The organism is Streptosporangium sp. NBC_01810, assembly GCF_035917355.1.
Lineage (GTDB): Bacteria > Actinomycetota > Actinomycetes > Streptosporangiales > Streptosporangiaceae > Streptosporangium.
On the sequence record NZ_CP109070.1, the window covers coordinates 3241272 to 3256422 of the forward strand.

The following is a 15151-nucleotide window of genomic DNA, read 5'->3' on the forward strand; positions in this document are numbered from 1 at the left end:
CTCCTTGGGTGAGACGCGGGCTCAGCGGCCGGCGCCGACGGGGTGCCGCTCGGTGATCTGCTCGACGATGAGCTTGGCGGTCTCGGCACACGCGGTGGTGCCGCCGTTGGCGTACTCCTTGACCCCGTCCCCGACGTTCCACAGGTTCGGGATCGGCGTGGTGGGGGCCAGGTCGAAGCCGGCCACGGCGCGCTGCGGCGGCCAGCCGTCACGCGTCACCACGGTGGACAGCACGCGCGCCCGCTCGAAGCCGGGCACCTGCTCGCGCAGGTCCTCCATGATCAGCTCGGTCTCGGCCCGCTCGTCGAAGTCACCGACGGCCGGCTTGGGCACGCCGGAGGCGGAGTAAAGGTGCCAGCCCGGCGGCGCCATCTCCGGGCAGAGGTCGGTGAAGTTGGCGATGTAGCACAGCCGCCGGGTCTTGCCGAAGCTCAGCATGCCCTGAGCCTCGATGAGCCGCTCCTGGCTGGCGATGTTCACGGTGATCATCGCGCAGGGGCGGTCCTTGCGCCGCACCTCGTCGCGGTAGTCGGCGGGCAGATTGTCCGCGCCGACCATCTCGACGGTCGCCGCCGGTCCGGCGTTGCTGACCGCGATCCGGCAGCCCACCTCGACGCTCTCGCCGTCACGGGAGATCACCGCGCCGGTGACCAGACCGTCGGTGACGGTCAGCGAGCGCACCTCGCTGTCCAGCCAGACCTCGCCGCCGTTCCCGGTCACCACGTCGGCCAGCGCCCGCCAGGCGCCGATGGTGCCCTCGGGGTGGAAGCCGAACTTCTTGAAGGCGCTCTTGCGGGTGAAGTAGGTGAGGAAGACCCGGGCGGGCAGTTCCTCGGAGCCGACCGCGAAGATGGAGCCGCACATGTTGCGGAACATCCCGTGCACGTTCTCGTTCCCGGTGTACTTCGACACCCACTCGGCGGTGCTGAGCTCGGCCTCGGGCAGCCCGCTGTCCTCCCTGGCCGCACCCAGCCCCTTGACCAGCTTGGCGCCCTGCCTGGTGAGCTTGCCGAGCAGGAACCCCCAGCCGCCACCGGTCACGTCGATGTCCTTGCCGCCGATCCGGTAGAGCAGCGGAGGTGCGGGCATCCGGACGTCGTACGGCGCGCCGACGGTCGCGAAGGTCTCCTCGGTGACGCCGCCGAGTTCCAGCACGATGGCGCCGTTGTTGACCTTGAAGCCGTCGATCTCGTAGGTGGACGCCCGGCCACCGACCCGGTCCAGCCGCTCGACCACGAGGGTGCGGTAGCCGAGGTGGGAGAGCCTGGCGGCGGCGCACAGGCCACCCGCTCCTGCCCCGATCACCAGGGCGTCGAAGTCGTCCACGGTCGTCTCCATCCTCTCAGCCCACCCTGTTGACGGCAGGCACCGCGCCGTCCATGTCGACGATCTCCGCCCAGCGCTCGCCGACCTGCTCGATGGTCGGCACGTCGGCGAAGGTGACGCCCTTGGACTCGAAAAGCTGCACCCGGGTGCAGAGGCCGCCACCGACGACGACCACGGTGCCGCTGTCGGCGAACTCGTCGCTGAGCAGATGGCCGACGACCGGCGCGACGTGCGCGGCCGGAAGTTTGGCCAGCAGCTCGGCCGGCGCGATGTCCTCGGTCATCCGGGTCGCGGCCTGCGGCGCGATCGCGTTGGCCAGAATGTTGTACTTGCGGCCCTCGATGGCGAGGCTGTTGATCAGACCGACCATGCCGAGCTTGGCGGCACCGTAGTTCGCCTGACCGAAGTTGCCGTACAGGCCGGTGTTGGAGGTGGCGACCACGATCCTGCCGTGCCCCTGCTCCCGGAAGTACGGCCAGGCCGCACGGACGACGTGGTAGGTGCCGTGCAGATGGACCTGGAGCACCGCATCCCACTGCTGGGTGGTCATCTTGTGGAAGGCCACGTCGCGCAGGATGCCGGCATTGCTCACCACTCCGTCGATGCGGCCGAAGGCCTCCAGCGCCGTGCGGACGACGGCCGCGCCACCTTCCTCCGAGGCCACGCTGTCGTAGCCGGCCACGGCCTGCCCGCCGGCCTCGGTGATCTCGGCGACCACCGCGTCGGCCATGGTCGTACCCGAGCCGGAACCGTCACGCGCCCCGCCCAGGTCGTTGACGACGACCTTCGCGCCGGAGCGGGCGAGCAACAGCGCGTACTCGCGGCCGAGCCCTCCCCCTGCTCCGGTCACAGCGATCACGCGATCCTGTACACCTGCCATCGGTAAACCTCTCTGTTCTACGGCGAAAAGTCGAAAACGGAACTAATAGGAGAGCGGAAGCCGCAGACTGTGCTGGGCGATGTAGTTGAGCACCATCTCCCGGCTGACCGGGGCGGTGCGCAACAGCCGGGCCGCGAACCACAGGTCTGCCAAGCCGTACTCCCGCGACAACCCGTTGCCACCGTGCGTCTGGATGGACTGGTCAAGTGCCTTCAGCGACGCGTCGGCGGCGGTGAACTTGGCGATGTTGGCCGCCTCGGCGGCGTCCTGGCCGGAGTCGTAGAGTTCGGCTGCGCGGGCGGTGGCCAACCTGGCCAGCTCCACAGCGATGTAGGCCTCCGCGAGCGGGTGCGACACTCCCTGATGGGCGCCGATCGGGGTGGACCACACCTGCCGCTCGCGGGCGTAGCGGGCGGCCTTGTCCAGGGCGTAGCGGCCGATGCCGTTGCTGAGCGAGGCGGCCAGGATGCGCTCGGGGTTGAGGCCGGCGAAGACCTGGCGCAGGCCCCGCCCCGCCTCTCCGATCAGTGCCTCGGGACCGATCCGTACGTCGTCGAAGAAGACGGTGAACTGCTTCTCCGGGACGACGAGCTCGGTGACGATCTCCTGGAAGCCCAGGCCGGGGGCATCGGTGGGCACCACGAACAGCGAGAGCGGGGCGCGCCCGGACAGGCCCGGCTCGCCGTCGCGCGCCACCACCAGCAGCGCGTCGGACTCGTCAACGCCGGAGATGTAGTACTTGGTGCCGGTCAGCCGCCGGCCGTCGCCGTCGCGATGCGCGCCGGTGGTGACCTGGTGGCTGTTGGAGCCGGCGTCGGGCTCGGTGAGCGCGAACGCCATCTTCTTCGTCCCGGCCGCCATACCGGGCAGCCACTCGTCCTTCATCTCAGCCGATCCGTGCCGCCAGACGATCGAGCCGGTGATGGCGGGCGAGATGACCCCCATCAGCAGCGGCATGCCGTGTGCCGCCAGCTCCTCCAGCACCACGCCGTACTCGGCCAGGCCGCCTCCGCCACCGCCGTACTCCTCCGGCAGGTGCACGCCGAGGAAGCCTCCCTCGCCCAGTTCGGCCCAGAGCTCGTCGACCCGGCCACCGGCACGTGCCCGGTCGGCGAAGTAGGTGTGGCCGTACCGCTCCGCGATCTTGCCGACGCTCTGCCGGAGCAGCCGCTGGTCTTCACTGTCAATGATCATTCTTTACCGTCCGTGGAAGTCGGGCTCGCGCTTGCTTTTGAAGGCGGCCACGCCCTCGGCCGCGTCGGCTGTGGCAGCCGTCCGCTCCTGTGCCCCCTGCTCGGCGAGCAGTTGCTCGGTCAGAGTGTTGTCCCAGCCGGCGCGCAGGAGATGCCGCAGTTCCGCGAAGGCACGGGTCGGGCCCGCGGCGAGCCGCCTGGCGGCGGTGAGAGCCTCGCCCTCGAGCGCGTCGTCCGCGACGACACGTGAGACGAGCCCCCACTCCTCAGCCTCGCGGGCGGTCAGCACACGCGGCTGGAAGAACAGCTCCGCCGCCCGCCGCGATCCGATCATCCGGGGCAGGAACCAGGTGCTGCCTCCGTCACCGGACAGACCGAGGGCGCTGAAGCCGAGGGCGAACTTGGTGCCCTCGGCCGCGAGTACGAGGTCCGCGCAGTGCATCAGGCCGAGCCCGCCCCCGGCCGCGGCGCCGTGGACAGCACACACGATGGGCGCGTCCAGCCGGGCCAGCCGGTCGAGTGCCTCGTGGTAGGGCCCGATCATCTGGTGGACCAGCGCGGGTAGCTCCGCGTGTTCGGTCGAGGCGAACAGCTTGACGTCCCCGCCCACGGTGAAGGCCGGCCCCTCACCGGTCAGCAGCACCGCGCGCAGGTCGAAGGACTCGGCACAGCGCAGGGACACCTCATTCAGGTCGAGCGCCATGTCGAGGTCGAGGGCGTTGCGCGCGGCCGGCCGGTTGAGCCGGATCCTGGCCAGGCCGTCGTTCAGCTCGAAGTCGACGACCGACAGTTCCCTGCGGGGAGCCGCTTCCGCCTTGGGGCCCGCGTCCAGCGCCTGTGCCCAGCGGGCGCTGTCGGTGTACTGGATCAGCTCGGAGACCTGATCCCCGGTGAACCGGAGTAGGTGGGCGAACGCCGCGTCGACCCCGGCGTCGGTGGCACGGGCCTTCCCCACGTATCCGCCGGTCACGAGGAGGCCCCCGTCGGTGAGCGGGTGGAAACCCTGCGGCTCGGCGCGAACGCGGAAGTTCTCTCCGATACGGCCCCAGAACTCCCTCCATGTCTCCTCGACGCCGTGGTAAACACCGCCCAGTCCCAGGGGCAGGCCCTCGGTGGTCCTGGCCACGAAGCTCGGATGCAGCAACTCCGACAGCCGATCCCGGTCGCCGGCCTTCAGGGCGACGTAGAGATCGCGAGCCACCTGTACTTCGTTCACCATGGAATCCTCCACTGATTTAATTTAATCTAAACTAAAAAATGTCCTGATGCCAATCAGCCGAGCTCGGAACCGACCACCGAGACGAAGGACACACAGCCGCCCGGGCGACCGCCCAGGTTGTGGGTGAGAGCGAGCCTGGGGTCGCTCAACTGCCGCCGCCCGGCCTCACCGCGGAACTGCAGCCAGCACTCGTAGAGCATCCGCAGCCCGCTCGCGCCGACCGGGTGGCCGAAGGACTTCAGGCCGCCGTCCGGGTTGACCGGCAGCCGTCCGCCGAGTTCGAAGGCGCCGTCGAGGGCGTCGCGCCACGCCTCGCCACACTCGGCGAAGCCCAGGTCCTCCATCAGCACCAGCTCGGTGGGCGTGAAGCAGTCGTGCACCTCGGCCAGCGAGATCTCGGTGCGCGGGTCGGTGACCCCGGCCTGCCGGTAGGCGTCCTGGGCGCTCCGCACCACTTCGGGAAAGGTCGTGTAGTCGTAGCCGGGATCCATCGCCGCGCGTCCCGGCGCCGCCGTCAGCGCCAATGCCTTCACATACACCGGGTGGTCGGTGTAGAGGTGGGCGTCCTCGGCACGGACGATCAGTGCGCAGGCGGCGCCGTCGGAGACCCCCGAGCAGTCGAACACCCCGAGTCGCCCGGCCACCAGCGGCGCCGCGGCGATCTTCTCCTTGGACACCTGGGCACGGTACTGCGCCTTGGGGTTGAGCGCCCCGTTGGCGTGGTTCTTCCAGGCCACATGGGTCATGGCCGCCCGCATCCCCGCGGGGTCGACGCCGTACCTCGCGCAGTAGGCCGGGTCGAGCAGCGAGAAGGCGGCCGGTGCGGTGAGGGTGTTCTCCGCGGCCGTGCCGTCTCCCGGCGGGTCCATCCGGGTCAGCCCGGAGAAACCCGAGTCCTTGAGCTTCTCCACCCCGACCGCCATGACCCGGTCGTAGGCTCCGGACGCCACCGCGTAGCAGGCGTTGCGGAATGCCTCCGAACCGGTCGCGCAGTAGTTCTCCACCCGGGTGACCGGCCGGTAGTCCAGGGCGAGCGCGCGGCTGAGGGTGAGGCCGGACTGCCCCGAGCCGAGCGTGCCGAGCCAGAACGCCTCCACATCCGCCAGGTCCGTGCCCGGTACCGCGGTCATGCACTCCCGCACGGCGTCGATCAGCAGATCGTCGGTGGAGGAGGTCCAGTGCTCGCCGAACCTGGTGCACCCCATGGCCACGATCGCGACCCGGTCCTTGATTCCCCTTGCGCTCATCGCTCGTCCTCCACGGGCCGTGCCTTCCAGAAGTAGTTGTGCACTCCCTGGGTCGTGTGGAGCCTGCGGAACGTCGTCTCCACCCGCATCCCAATCTCCACCTCGTCCGGGGCGGCGTCGGCCAGCTCCATCGTGTACCGCCCGCCGCCGTCGAAGTCGACCACGACGTCGATCAGCGGCGGCGAGGGAGAGTACGCCAGCCGGTCGGCGGTGAAGGTGACGACCGTGCCCCGCACGCCCGACAGCGGGTGCGGCTCCATCTCGTCCACGGCTCCGCAGCCCTTGCAGACCCGCGCCGGGGGCAGGTGGACGAAACCGCAGCCGCGGCACCGCGACCCGGTGAACGCGAACTTCCAGGCCTGCGACCGGGCCGAGGGCGGCCCCGCGGCCACCTCGGGTTCCGGTCGCCGGGGCGCCTCCCGGTCCAGCAGGCCGCGCCAGGTGAGATAGGCGGTGTACGAGACATCTCGCCCGGCGGCGAGCTGCGCCGAGATCGGGTGGGCCTGGCGCCCGCCCTCGATGCGGTCGGTGGCCCGCAGCACCAGCGCGTCGCAGCCGTCCACGGCGGCGAGCAGCAGGACGGTCTCGCCCGGCGCCGCCCGGTCCAGGACCTCCGCCAGGCTCAGCCCGACGTCCGCCGCGCCCGCGTGACCCGGCGTCCTTCCCGCCGGAACCCGCGCGGGGAACAGCGCGGCCCCCCGCCTGGCCACCAGCGGGTTCGGCGAGGAGAGCACCACGTGGTCGGGGACGGCGACGTCCGCCTCCGCGAGGGCCCGCCGTCCTGCCTCCGTCACCAGCGGCAGGTAGCTCTCCAGCCCGAAACGCTCCTCCCAGCGGCGGGCGGCCGGCTCGTCCGGCGTGCGCCAGCGGTCAAGGAACTCCGCGGTCACCGACACCCGGGCCACGATCTCGGCGATCGCCTCATCGGGGTCGCCGAACAGGAACGCCGCGGCCCCGTCGGCCCCGTCGCGCTCGTCGGCCGAGCCCGGCAGGCCGGTCCGCACGTCGGCGAGTACGGCCAGGCCCCCGCTCGCGGCGGCGGCGAGCAGCGCGCCGGTGCCGGACCGCGCCGACCCGGCCAGGTCCACCGCGAAGCCGTCGGCGCCCAGGCCGAGGGCCGCGTGCACGGCCGCGGCGTTGGTCTTGTCGAGGTAGGCGGGCGAGGTGGTGGCGAAGAAGATCGCCCCGGGCCGTTCTCCCCCGCGCGGCAGCCGTCGCGCGGCCTCGATCCCCAGGGTGGTGCTGTCCTCGTCGAACGAGGCGGCCACCCGTGATCCGGTGCCGCCCCCGGTGCCCAGCGCGGCGCCCAGGTCCGCGTGCCGCAGCCGGTGCCTGGGCAGGTAGGTGGCGTACGCCACGATCCCCTTCGGCGTGTTCACGAGACTCCCTCGAAGAGGGCGGCCATGCCCTGGCCGCCGCCGACGCACATGGTCTCCAGGCCGTACCCGCCACCCCTCCGGCGCAGCTCGTGCAGCATCGTGGTGAGCATGCGCACCCCGGTCGCGGCGATCGGGTGCCCGAGCGAGATGCCGGAGCCGTTGACGTTCAGCCGGTCGCTCAGCTCGGCCGGGCCGGAGAACCCCCAGCCCTTGACGACGCCGAGCACCTGGCAGGCGAACGCCTCGTTCAGCTCCACCAGGTCGATGTCGTCGAACGTCACGCCGGTCGCGGCGAACAGCCTGGCCACGGCCGGCACCGGGCCGAGTCCCATGGTGGCCGGTTCGCAGCCGGCCGCCGCCCAGCCGACCAGGAATCCCAGCGGCTCCAGCCCGAGCTCGTCCAGCCTGTCCTCGGCCACCACCAGGCAGGCCGCGGCGGCGTCGTTCTGCTGGCTGGAGTTGCCCGCGGTCACGGTCCCGCCCGGCATCAGGGTCCGCAGCCCGGCCAGCGTCTCGGGGGTGCTGTCCGGGCGGATGCCCTCGTCGCGCTCGAACATGACCGGATCGCCGCGCCGCACCGGCACCTGGACCCCGACGATCTCGTCGTCGAAGACTCCGGCCTCCCAGGCCGCGGCGGCCCGGCGGTGGCTGCCCGCGGCGTAGTCGTCGGCCTCCTCGCGGGTGATCCCGTACCGGCGGGCGATGTTCTCGGCCGTCTCGATCATCCCGGAGATCCGGCCGAAGCGCCCTTCGGGCTGGGACCGCTCACGGCCCCGATCCAGCCGGTCGTGCAACCGCACACCGCCGGAGCGGCTGCCCCAGCGGACCTGGGTGGAGTAGTGCTCGACGTTGCTCATGCTCTCCACGCCACCGGCCACCACCACGTCGGCGGCTCCGGTCTGCACCATCATCGCGGCGGTGACCACGGCCTGCAGCCCGCCGCCGCAGCGCCGGTCGATCTGGAAGCCGGGGATGGCGACCGGCAGGCCCGCGTGCAGGGCGGCCCAGCGGCCCACGCACGGCGTCTCGGAGTTGGCGTAGGACTGGGCCATCGCCACGTCCTCGATCCGCTCGGGGTCGATGCCCGAGCGCTCGACGACGGCCCTGATGACCGTGGCGGCCAGATCCTCCACCGGCACCGGGCGCAGGGTCCCGCCGAAGGCACCGACCGGCGTGCGGACCGGGGCGACGATCGCGGCTCTTCTCATGGACAGCTCTCCTTCTCAAGCGCGGTGCGATGGTCGGGGTGGGCGATGGCGAGCATCCGGGCGCGCCGCTCCTCCAGGGACAGCCCGCGCAGGTCGGCCACTCCGTACTCGGTGACGATGATCCCGGCGTCGGCGCGGGACGTGCTGACCGGCCCCCTCAGGTTCGCCACGATCCGGCTGGCGCTCTTCGCGGTGGAGGTCAGCGCCACGATGGGCAGGCCGCCCCGGGAGCGGGCCGCCCCGCGCAGGAAGTCGATCGCACCTCCGACGGCGCCGACATACGAGCCGCGCGCGACCTCGGCGTTGATCTGACCGGACAGGTCGACCTCGATCGCCGAGTTGATCGCGACGAGGCGCTCCTGAGCCGCGAGCACCTCGGGGTCGTGGGTGTGGCGGGTGTCGCGCAGCTCGATCGCCGGATTGCCGTCGGCATAACGGAACAACCGCGACGTTCCCATCAGCGTTCCGGTGACCGTACGGCCCCGGCCGACGGTCTTGCGGGCGCCCGTGATCACTCCGGCCTCCATCAGGTCGGCGACGGCGTCCCCGATCTGGCCGGAGTGGACACCGAGGTCACGGCGGTCGGCCAGCCGGGCGACGATCGCCTCGGGCAGGGCGCCAAGCCCGAGCTGCAGGGTCGCACCGTCCTCGATCAGGCCGGCGACGTGCCCGGCGACACGCTCCTCCGCGTCACCGGGCACACTCTTGACGATCTCGGCCGGCGGCCGGGAGGTGAACACGATCACGTCCAGGTCGGCGGCGGTCAGCGTGCGCGTCCCGTGCGTCCAGGGCACCTGGTCGTTCACCTCCGCGATGACCACGCGGGCCCTGTCGATCGCGGCGGACAGGTAGTCGTCGGCCATGCCGAGGCTGTGGCGCCCGGCGCCGTCCGCGGGCGAGAGCTGGACCAGGGCGACGTCGACGGGAAGGGCCCCGCTCTCGATGAGATCCGGCAGTGTCGAGTAGTGACACGGCAGGATGTCCAGGACGCCGGCCCGGTGCAGCGCACGGTTACCGCCGCCACCGCAGTAGGAAAGGAACGACAGGTGGTCGGCGTGCTCCGGGCGGATCGTGTCCGAGGCGGGCAGTCCGAGGAAGCACCGGAGGCCGCCGATCTCGGCACGCTGCTCGATGAGCCGCTCGGTCAGGGTGAGCGGCTCGGCGCAGGCCTGTCCCCAGATGACCGCGTCACCGGGCCGGATGTGGGCCACCAGGTCCAGCCGCCCGGCCCCTTCGAGGATCTCAGCCATCGGCGGGCCTGTCGCTCCAGCGACCGGCCGAGGGGTCCAGCAACTCGCGCACCCGCTCGTCGGAGAGCCAGACGACGGACTCCAGTTCCAGCGCGTCCAGGTAGCGCACCCGGCCGCCGCGCAGGTCCTCGACGCGCAGCCGCGGCCCGTTGGCGTCGGTGTCGAGGCTCACGGCCACCTCGGCGAACTCGCTGGCGATGATCCACTGATCCACTGCCGGACTCCTTCAGATGAGGAAGGCCAGGGTGGAAAGCGCCTCCGCGCTGTTCACCAGGACCACCTTCTTGTAGGCCAGCCGGATGTCGTCCTCGACGCGGCGCAGCCGGTAGGTGACGCGGCCCGACCACAGGGTGGTCCCCCGCTCGCGGGACTCGACGAGCACGAAGTTCGCCTCGGCCACGGTGTCGGTCCCCTCGACCGCGACCACCTCGACGTTGGAGATCAGCCGCCGCATGTTCGACGGCGGCGACTGGGAGTAGCGCTTACCCGTCTTGAGCTGGCTGATTCGCGTCCTGATGCGGCTGCGGTTGTCGTAGATGACCGACATCTGCGACTCGGGGTCCACGTCGGGGCCTCCGGCGGGTACCCAGTAGAGCGCGTCGTCGGTCCACAGGGCCTCCCATCCGTCGTAGTCGTGCTCGTCGGCGAGCCGTGCCTCGCGATAAAGGAAGCGCTCGATCTCACCGGGTTCCAGACTGCTCACTGCGCGGCCCCCTCCTCCATCAGGCCCCGGTAGTGCGCCCAGAAGCCGCGCATCCCGGTCTCGTCGTTGGCGGCGCCGATCCGGAAACCGTTCTCGTCGATGCGCTCGCGGCCCACACCGCGGCGGATGTCGAGCCATTCGGGCCGCCGGGCGGCCATGCCGCGCTGGTTGCGCTCGTACATCTCCGAGTCGTCGGCCAGCAGCATGCCTGCGGGGCCGACCGAGCCGACGCACTGCGAGAGCAGCCTGCGGTTCATCTCCGGGGCGCCCTTGAGCTGCACCGCGGTGACGTTCTGCACGGTCTCGTCGACCGCCGTCGGCTGGATCGTGAAAACGCTGATCTCGGCGATGAACAGGTTGGGGAAGACCATGACGTGCGGCGCGCCCTCGATGAGGATCTCCTCGGCCTGCTCACCGTGGAGCGCGCGCATCTTCGCCACGTAGTCGGGAACCCTGGCCTCGGAGGTGCCGAACCAGCCCATGGGGCGGGCGGCCCTGCGGAACTCCGGGCGCAGGTCGTTCTCGCTGTGGCCGCCGCCGAGGTCACGGGTGACGGCTGTCGACTTGTCGCTGTAGAGGGCTCCGATGGGGCTGCCGGTGACGCTGAACACCGAGCCGTGCACGAACTGCGGGTGGTAGCCGTCGGTCTCGTTCTCGACCAGCAGCTTCCAGTTCGCCTTGGCACGGTGCCTGAGCCAGCCGGCGGTGAGCTCGACCTCTCCCTCCGGGGAGAGCCTGGCCAGCCGGTCCAGCTCGCCCGCCGCGGCGCCGAGGTGCTCCTTCAGGGTCGGCCCCTCGGCGGCGAAGCTGGCGAACACGAAGCCCTGGTAGGTGTCCACCCGGGGCACCCGGCCGAGACCGAGTTCGAGCTTGTTCTTACCGCCGTACCCCTGGTTGTAGGGGTAGCCGAGCAGCTCACCGGTGTTGCGGTAGGTCCAGCCGTGGTAGGGGCAGCGAAACGAGCTGGAGTTGCCCCGCCGGTCCTCGCAGACCAGGTTGCCCCGGTGCGCGCACCGGTTGAGCAGCAGGCCGACCTCGCCGTCCGTGCTCCTGGTCATGATGACGTCCTGGGCGGCGACGTTCTTGCGCACGTAGTCGCCGGGCCGCGCCACCTCGCTCACGTGCCCGACGCACACCCAGGTGCGGTACCAGATCCGTTCGAGCTCTTCCGCGAAGATGCTCGGGTCGGTGTACAGCGAACCGTGCACCCTCTCGGGCTGGATCAGCTCCGAGTACTGGACGGTCACGATTTCCCTCCTTCAATACGTGCCTTGGCCTGCTGAACAAGCCGAAATTTCTGGATTTTTCCGGTCGGCGTGGTCGGCAGCTCCGACGGCTCCGCGAAGAGCACGTGCTTGGGCACCTTGAAACGGGCCAGGTTCTCCTTGCAGAACGCGATGATCTCGTCCGCGTCGAGCTTCGCTCCCGGCTCTGGAACGATCCAGACGCAGCCGGTCTCGCCCCACCTGTCGTCGGGCACGCCGATCGCGTACGCCTGGCTGATCCCCGGCCGCGCGGTGAGCAGATCCTCGATCTCCTTGGGCATCACCAGCTCGCCACCGCTCTTGTAGAGCTCCTTGCTGCGGCCGGTGAGCACCAGGTAGCCGTCCTCTCGGACGATGCCGAGGTCACCCGAGTACACCCAGCCGTCCCGCAGGGCGAGCGCGCTCTCCTCGGGCTTGTTCCAGAAGCCCAGCATGTGCGTCGGCCCGGTGGAGACGAGTTCGCCCTCGGTGCCGGCCGGCAGGAACTCCCCCGTCACCGGGTCGACGGTCCGGTAGACGCAGACGTCGCCGGGGAGCCCGGCGACGCCGGCGAGCTTGGGCCGGCCGACGGTGGCGGAGGCGCGCTCCAGCGGGTCCTCGGGCAGGGACATCGTCATCGCCCCACCGCACTCGGTCATGCCGTAGCCGGTGACCAGCTCGGTGACGCCGAGCTCGGCGCGGACCCGCTCCCAGAGCCAGATCGGCGAGGGCGCGGCACCGGACAGCATGGCGAACAGCGAGGACAGGTCACGGGTGAGCCGGTCGGGGTGCTCGAGCAGCGCGACGGTCATGGTCGGCACGCACAGGATCTCGGTGGCCCGGTGGCGCTCGATCCCCTCGAAGTAGCCGGCCGGGCTGAACGCGGTCTGCGGGATGATCGCCCCGCCCACCATCATGGCCGCGAGCAGGCCCTCGACGTAGCCGAACATGTGGTAGCAGGGCAGCGAGAACAGGATGCGCCGGCCGTCCTCGAAGGCCCTGCTCAGCGCGGAGGCGTAGGCGGTGCGCTGCACCGCGTCGTGGGTGACCATCACCCCCTTGGGCGAGCCGGTGGTGCCCGAGGTGTAGAGGATGTCCCCGAGATCGTCGGGGGTCCGCGTTCCGGGTGCGGCCGCGCCGGGTGCGCCCGCGCCCAGCTCGCCGAGGCCGTCCACGGTCAGCACCCCCTCGCGGGTCCGCCCGTCGGTGGGGAGCAGCACGACCTGGCGCAGCTCCGGCAGCGTCTCGCCGCCTTCGCGCTCCCAGCCGGGGGCGACGGCGTCGAGCATGTCCAGATAGTCCAGCCCGGCGAAACCGGTCATGGTGATCAGCACGTTGCACTCGGACTGGGCCAGGACGTAGGCGAGCTCATCCTGCCGGTACAGGTAGTTGAAGGGGATGGCGACCGCGCCGGCCTTGGCGATCGCGAACTTCAGCGGGACGAACTCCAGGTAGTTGGCCATCAGCAGACCGACCCGGTCACCCGGCCGGACCCCGAGCGCCGCCAGCCCGTCCGCCAGCCGCGCCGACCACTCGGCGGCCTCGGCGTAGCCGAGGGTCCGCTCGTCGGTCAGCACGAGGGGACGGTCGCCGAACTCCTGCGCGCAGCGCTCCAGTCGACCGTCAAGGGTGAGCGGCGTCCACTCGGGGAAACGCTCACTCAGCCGCGCACGACGCTCTTCGACGCTCGGGATCACCTGGGAACCTCCTAGGATTATTTAATATTAATTAGATTAATTCGTCAAACGCGCCGGGCCCCGTGGGACCGTCACTCCACCGGCCTCAATTCGCCGTCGGCGATGGACGACCTGATCGTGGGCTTGTGCGCCTTGCCGGTGGCGGTGAGCGGCAGGGCCTCGACGAAGAACCAGTGCTGTGGGACCTTGTACGGCGAGAGCCGCTCCCGACAGTACGTGATCAGCTCCTCCCTGAGCCCGGGCCGCCCCGGCTCGCGCGGCACGACCACCGCGCCGACCGTCTCGCCCCACCGGTCGTCCGCGACCCCCACGACCGTGGCGTCCACCACGAGCTCATGCGCGACCAGGAACGACTCGATCTCGGCCGGCGCGATGTTCTCCCCGCCACGGATGATCAGGTCCTTGATCCGGCCGGTGACGGTGATGACACCCCGTTCGTCCATCGTGCCGAGGTCGCCGGTGTGCACCCAGCCGTCGGCGTCGACCGCGAGCGCGGTCGCCTTGGGGTCGTCGTAGTACTCGATCATCTGCTGGTAGCCACGGGCGCAGATCTCACCCTCGACGCCGAGCGGCCGCACCGCCCTGGTAACCGGGTCTGCGATCTTGCAGTCCACCTGTGGGATCGGGCGCCCCACCGTGTTCACCAGGTCCTCCGGCGTGTCCGTCTTGCGGGTCAGGGTGAGCACCGGAGCAAGCTCGGTCTGCCCGAACAGGTTGTGCACCGAGGCACCGAACTCCCGCGACACCGCATCGATCACCGCACCGGGGACGTTCGCCCCGCCGCCCACCACGGCGGTCAACCTCGGCATCGGCCCGGCTCCGGCCCGCGCCGCCTCGAGCACGGCGATCAGAATCGTCGGCACGTAGAACAGTGCCGTGGCCGCCTCCCGCTCGATCAGCCGCAGCACGACCGCCGGCTCGAACCGCTCGACCAGGAGCACGGTGCCCCCCAGCCACAGCGGGCCGAGCGTCGAGATCACACAGGCGGCGGTGTGGAACATGGGCAGGGGCGCGACGCACACCGCCCCGGAGGGCATTTCCGCGACCTCCACGGTCAGCTTCGCCACATTGACCAGGGCCCGGTGGGACAGCAGCACACCCTTGGGCCTGCCGGTCGTGCCCGAGGTGTACTGCAGCATGGCCGGCGCGTCCGGAGAGACCTCCGGCAGCGCGGCTGACCCCCCGGGGTCGGCGGTCCAGCGCTCGGGAGCGGAAAGGCTGATCGTGTGCCGCAGTGCCGGGCACCGCGGACCGACCTCGGCGGCGACCGCGGCCAGGTCGTAGTCGCGGCTGCGATCGGCGTGCAGCAGCACGGCGGCGCGCGAGTGGTTCAGGGCGTACAGGAGCTCATCCGGGCGCAGCACCGGATTCAGCGCCACCAGCGTCACCCCGGCCAGCGCCGCACCGTACTGAATGATCGGCCACTCCACGACGTTGTGCGCCCACAGCGCGACGTGCTCACCGGGCTCGACCAGCCGCAGCAGCCCTGCGGCCACTCGCCGAGCCTCGGCGTACAGCTCCTCGTAGCCGAGCCTGCGCTCCTCGCCCGTGCCGTGCGCGCCGGCCACGAGGGCAAGCGAACCGGCGTGGGTCCTGGCCCGCTCGGCGAGCAGCGAGCCGGCCGTGTGCTCGATCAGAGGCACGCTGGAGTCACGCGGCCAGAAGGATTCCCGCAGTGGCGGTGTGACCGACGGGCTGGTGATCTGGTCAGTGGTCACGGGTTCCTACCTCCGAAATGTGAAGCCGCTCTCACGGAACGAACGATCTCGCCGCAAGGGTGACCAACGCTACCTAATCTAAATTAA

Annotated in this window: 13 protein-coding genes; all 13 read right to left on the bottom strand. The window is 70.8% G+C overall.

Features of this window, described 5'->3' with window-relative positions:
- Positions 1–21: 21 nt before the first annotated feature.
- Positions 22–1338, bottom strand: a complete 1317-nt coding sequence (locus OIE13_RS14515; RefSeq protein WP_326639406.1) for a phytoene desaturase family protein — start codon at positions 1336–1338, stop codon at positions 22–24.
- 4 nt (positions 1339–1342) lie between these two features.
- Positions 1343–2206 (bottom strand): SDR family NAD(P)-dependent oxidoreductase, encoded by an 864-nt coding sequence (locus OIE13_RS14520; protein ID WP_326639405.1) that lies wholly within the window; start codon positions 2204–2206, stop codon positions 1343–1345.
- Positions 2207–2248: 42 nt separating this feature from the next.
- On the bottom strand, positions 2249–3400 hold the full coding sequence (locus tag OIE13_RS14525) for an acyl-CoA dehydrogenase family protein (protein WP_326639403.1): 1152 nt from the start codon (positions 3398–3400) through the stop codon (positions 2249–2251).
- 3 nt (positions 3401–3403) lie between these two features.
- Entirely contained in the window at positions 3404–4618 is a 1215-nt protein-coding gene (locus tag OIE13_RS14530) for an enoyl-CoA hydratase-related protein (protein ID WP_326639401.1), read from the bottom strand.
- A 53-nt stretch (positions 4619–4671) separates the two neighbouring features.
- Entirely contained in the window at positions 4672–5865 is a 1194-nt protein-coding gene (locus OIE13_RS14535; RefSeq protein ID WP_326639399.1) for an acetyl-CoA acetyltransferase, read from the bottom strand.
- Positions 5862–7244 carry an OB-fold domain-containing protein gene (locus OIE13_RS14540; protein WP_326830120.1) on the bottom strand — a complete coding sequence of 461 codons (1383 nt, stop codon included), beginning with the start codon at positions 7242–7244 and terminating at the stop codon, positions 5862–5864. The genes OIE13_RS14535 and OIE13_RS14540 overlap by 4 nt, the downstream gene beginning before the upstream one ends.
- Positions 7241–8452, bottom strand: a complete 1212-nt coding sequence (locus tag OIE13_RS14545; protein ID WP_326830121.1) for an acetyl-CoA C-acetyltransferase — start codon at positions 8450–8452, stop codon at positions 7241–7243. Before OIE13_RS14545 ends, OIE13_RS14540 begins: the two co-directional genes overlap by 4 nt.
- The gene (locus tag OIE13_RS14550; RefSeq protein WP_326830122.1) at positions 8449–9702 is read right to left on the bottom strand and encodes an acetyl-CoA hydrolase/transferase family protein; all 1254 of its coding nucleotides are present in this window, start codon (positions 9700–9702) and stop codon (positions 8449–8451) included. The genes OIE13_RS14545 and OIE13_RS14550 overlap by 4 nt, the downstream gene beginning before the upstream one ends.
- Positions 9695–9916: a hypothetical protein gene (locus OIE13_RS14555; RefSeq protein WP_326639391.1), complete on the bottom strand. Its 222-nt coding sequence runs from the start codon at positions 9914–9916 to the stop codon at positions 9695–9697. The genes OIE13_RS14550 and OIE13_RS14555 overlap by 8 nt, the downstream gene beginning before the upstream one ends.
- A 12-nt stretch (positions 9917–9928) precedes the next feature.
- Positions 9929–10405, bottom strand: coding sequence for an aromatic-ring-hydroxylating dioxygenase subunit beta (locus tag OIE13_RS14560; protein WP_326830123.1), 477 nt, complete (start codon positions 10403–10405; stop codon positions 9929–9931).
- Positions 10402–11652, bottom strand: a complete 1251-nt coding sequence (locus OIE13_RS14565) for an aromatic ring-hydroxylating oxygenase subunit alpha (RefSeq protein ID WP_326830124.1) — start codon at positions 11650–11652, stop codon at positions 10402–10404. Before OIE13_RS14565 ends, OIE13_RS14560 begins: the two co-directional genes overlap by 4 nt.
- On the bottom strand, positions 11649–13346 hold the full coding sequence (locus OIE13_RS14570; protein WP_326639385.1) for a class I adenylate-forming enzyme family protein: 1698 nt from the start codon (positions 13344–13346) through the stop codon (positions 11649–11651). Before OIE13_RS14570 ends, OIE13_RS14565 begins: the two co-directional genes overlap by 4 nt.
- Before the next feature lie 71 nt (positions 13347–13417).
- Entirely contained in the window at positions 13418–15064 is a 1647-nt protein-coding gene (locus OIE13_RS14575) for a class I adenylate-forming enzyme family protein (protein WP_326830125.1), read from the bottom strand.
- Positions 15065–15151: the final 87 nt, after the last annotated feature.

Coding starts and splice junctions, on each gene's coding strand:
- OIE13_RS14515 (WP_326639406.1), bottom strand. CDS start 1,338: ATGGAGACGACCGTGGACGACTTCGACGCCCTGGTGATCGGGGCAGGA.
- OIE13_RS14520 (WP_326639405.1), bottom strand. CDS start 2,206: ATGGCAGGTGTACAGGATCGCGTGATCGCTGTGACCGGAGCAGGGGGA.
- OIE13_RS14525 (WP_326639403.1), bottom strand. CDS start 3,400: ATGATCATTGACAGTGAAGACCAGCGGCTGCTCCGGCAGAGCGTCGGC.
- OIE13_RS14530 (WP_326639401.1), bottom strand. CDS start 4,618: ATGGTGAACGAAGTACAGGTGGCTCGCGATCTCTACGTCGCCCTGAAG.
- OIE13_RS14535 (WP_326639399.1), bottom strand. CDS start 5,865: ATGAGCGCAAGGGGAATCAAGGACCGGGTCGCGATCGTGGCCATGGGG.
- OIE13_RS14545 (WP_326830121.1), bottom strand. CDS start 8,452: ATGAGAAGAGCCGCGATCGTCGCCCCGGTCCGCACGCCGGTCGGTGCC.
- OIE13_RS14550 (WP_326830122.1), bottom strand. CDS start 9,702: ATGGCTGAGATCCTCGAAGGGGCCGGGCGGCTGGACCTGGTGGCCCAC.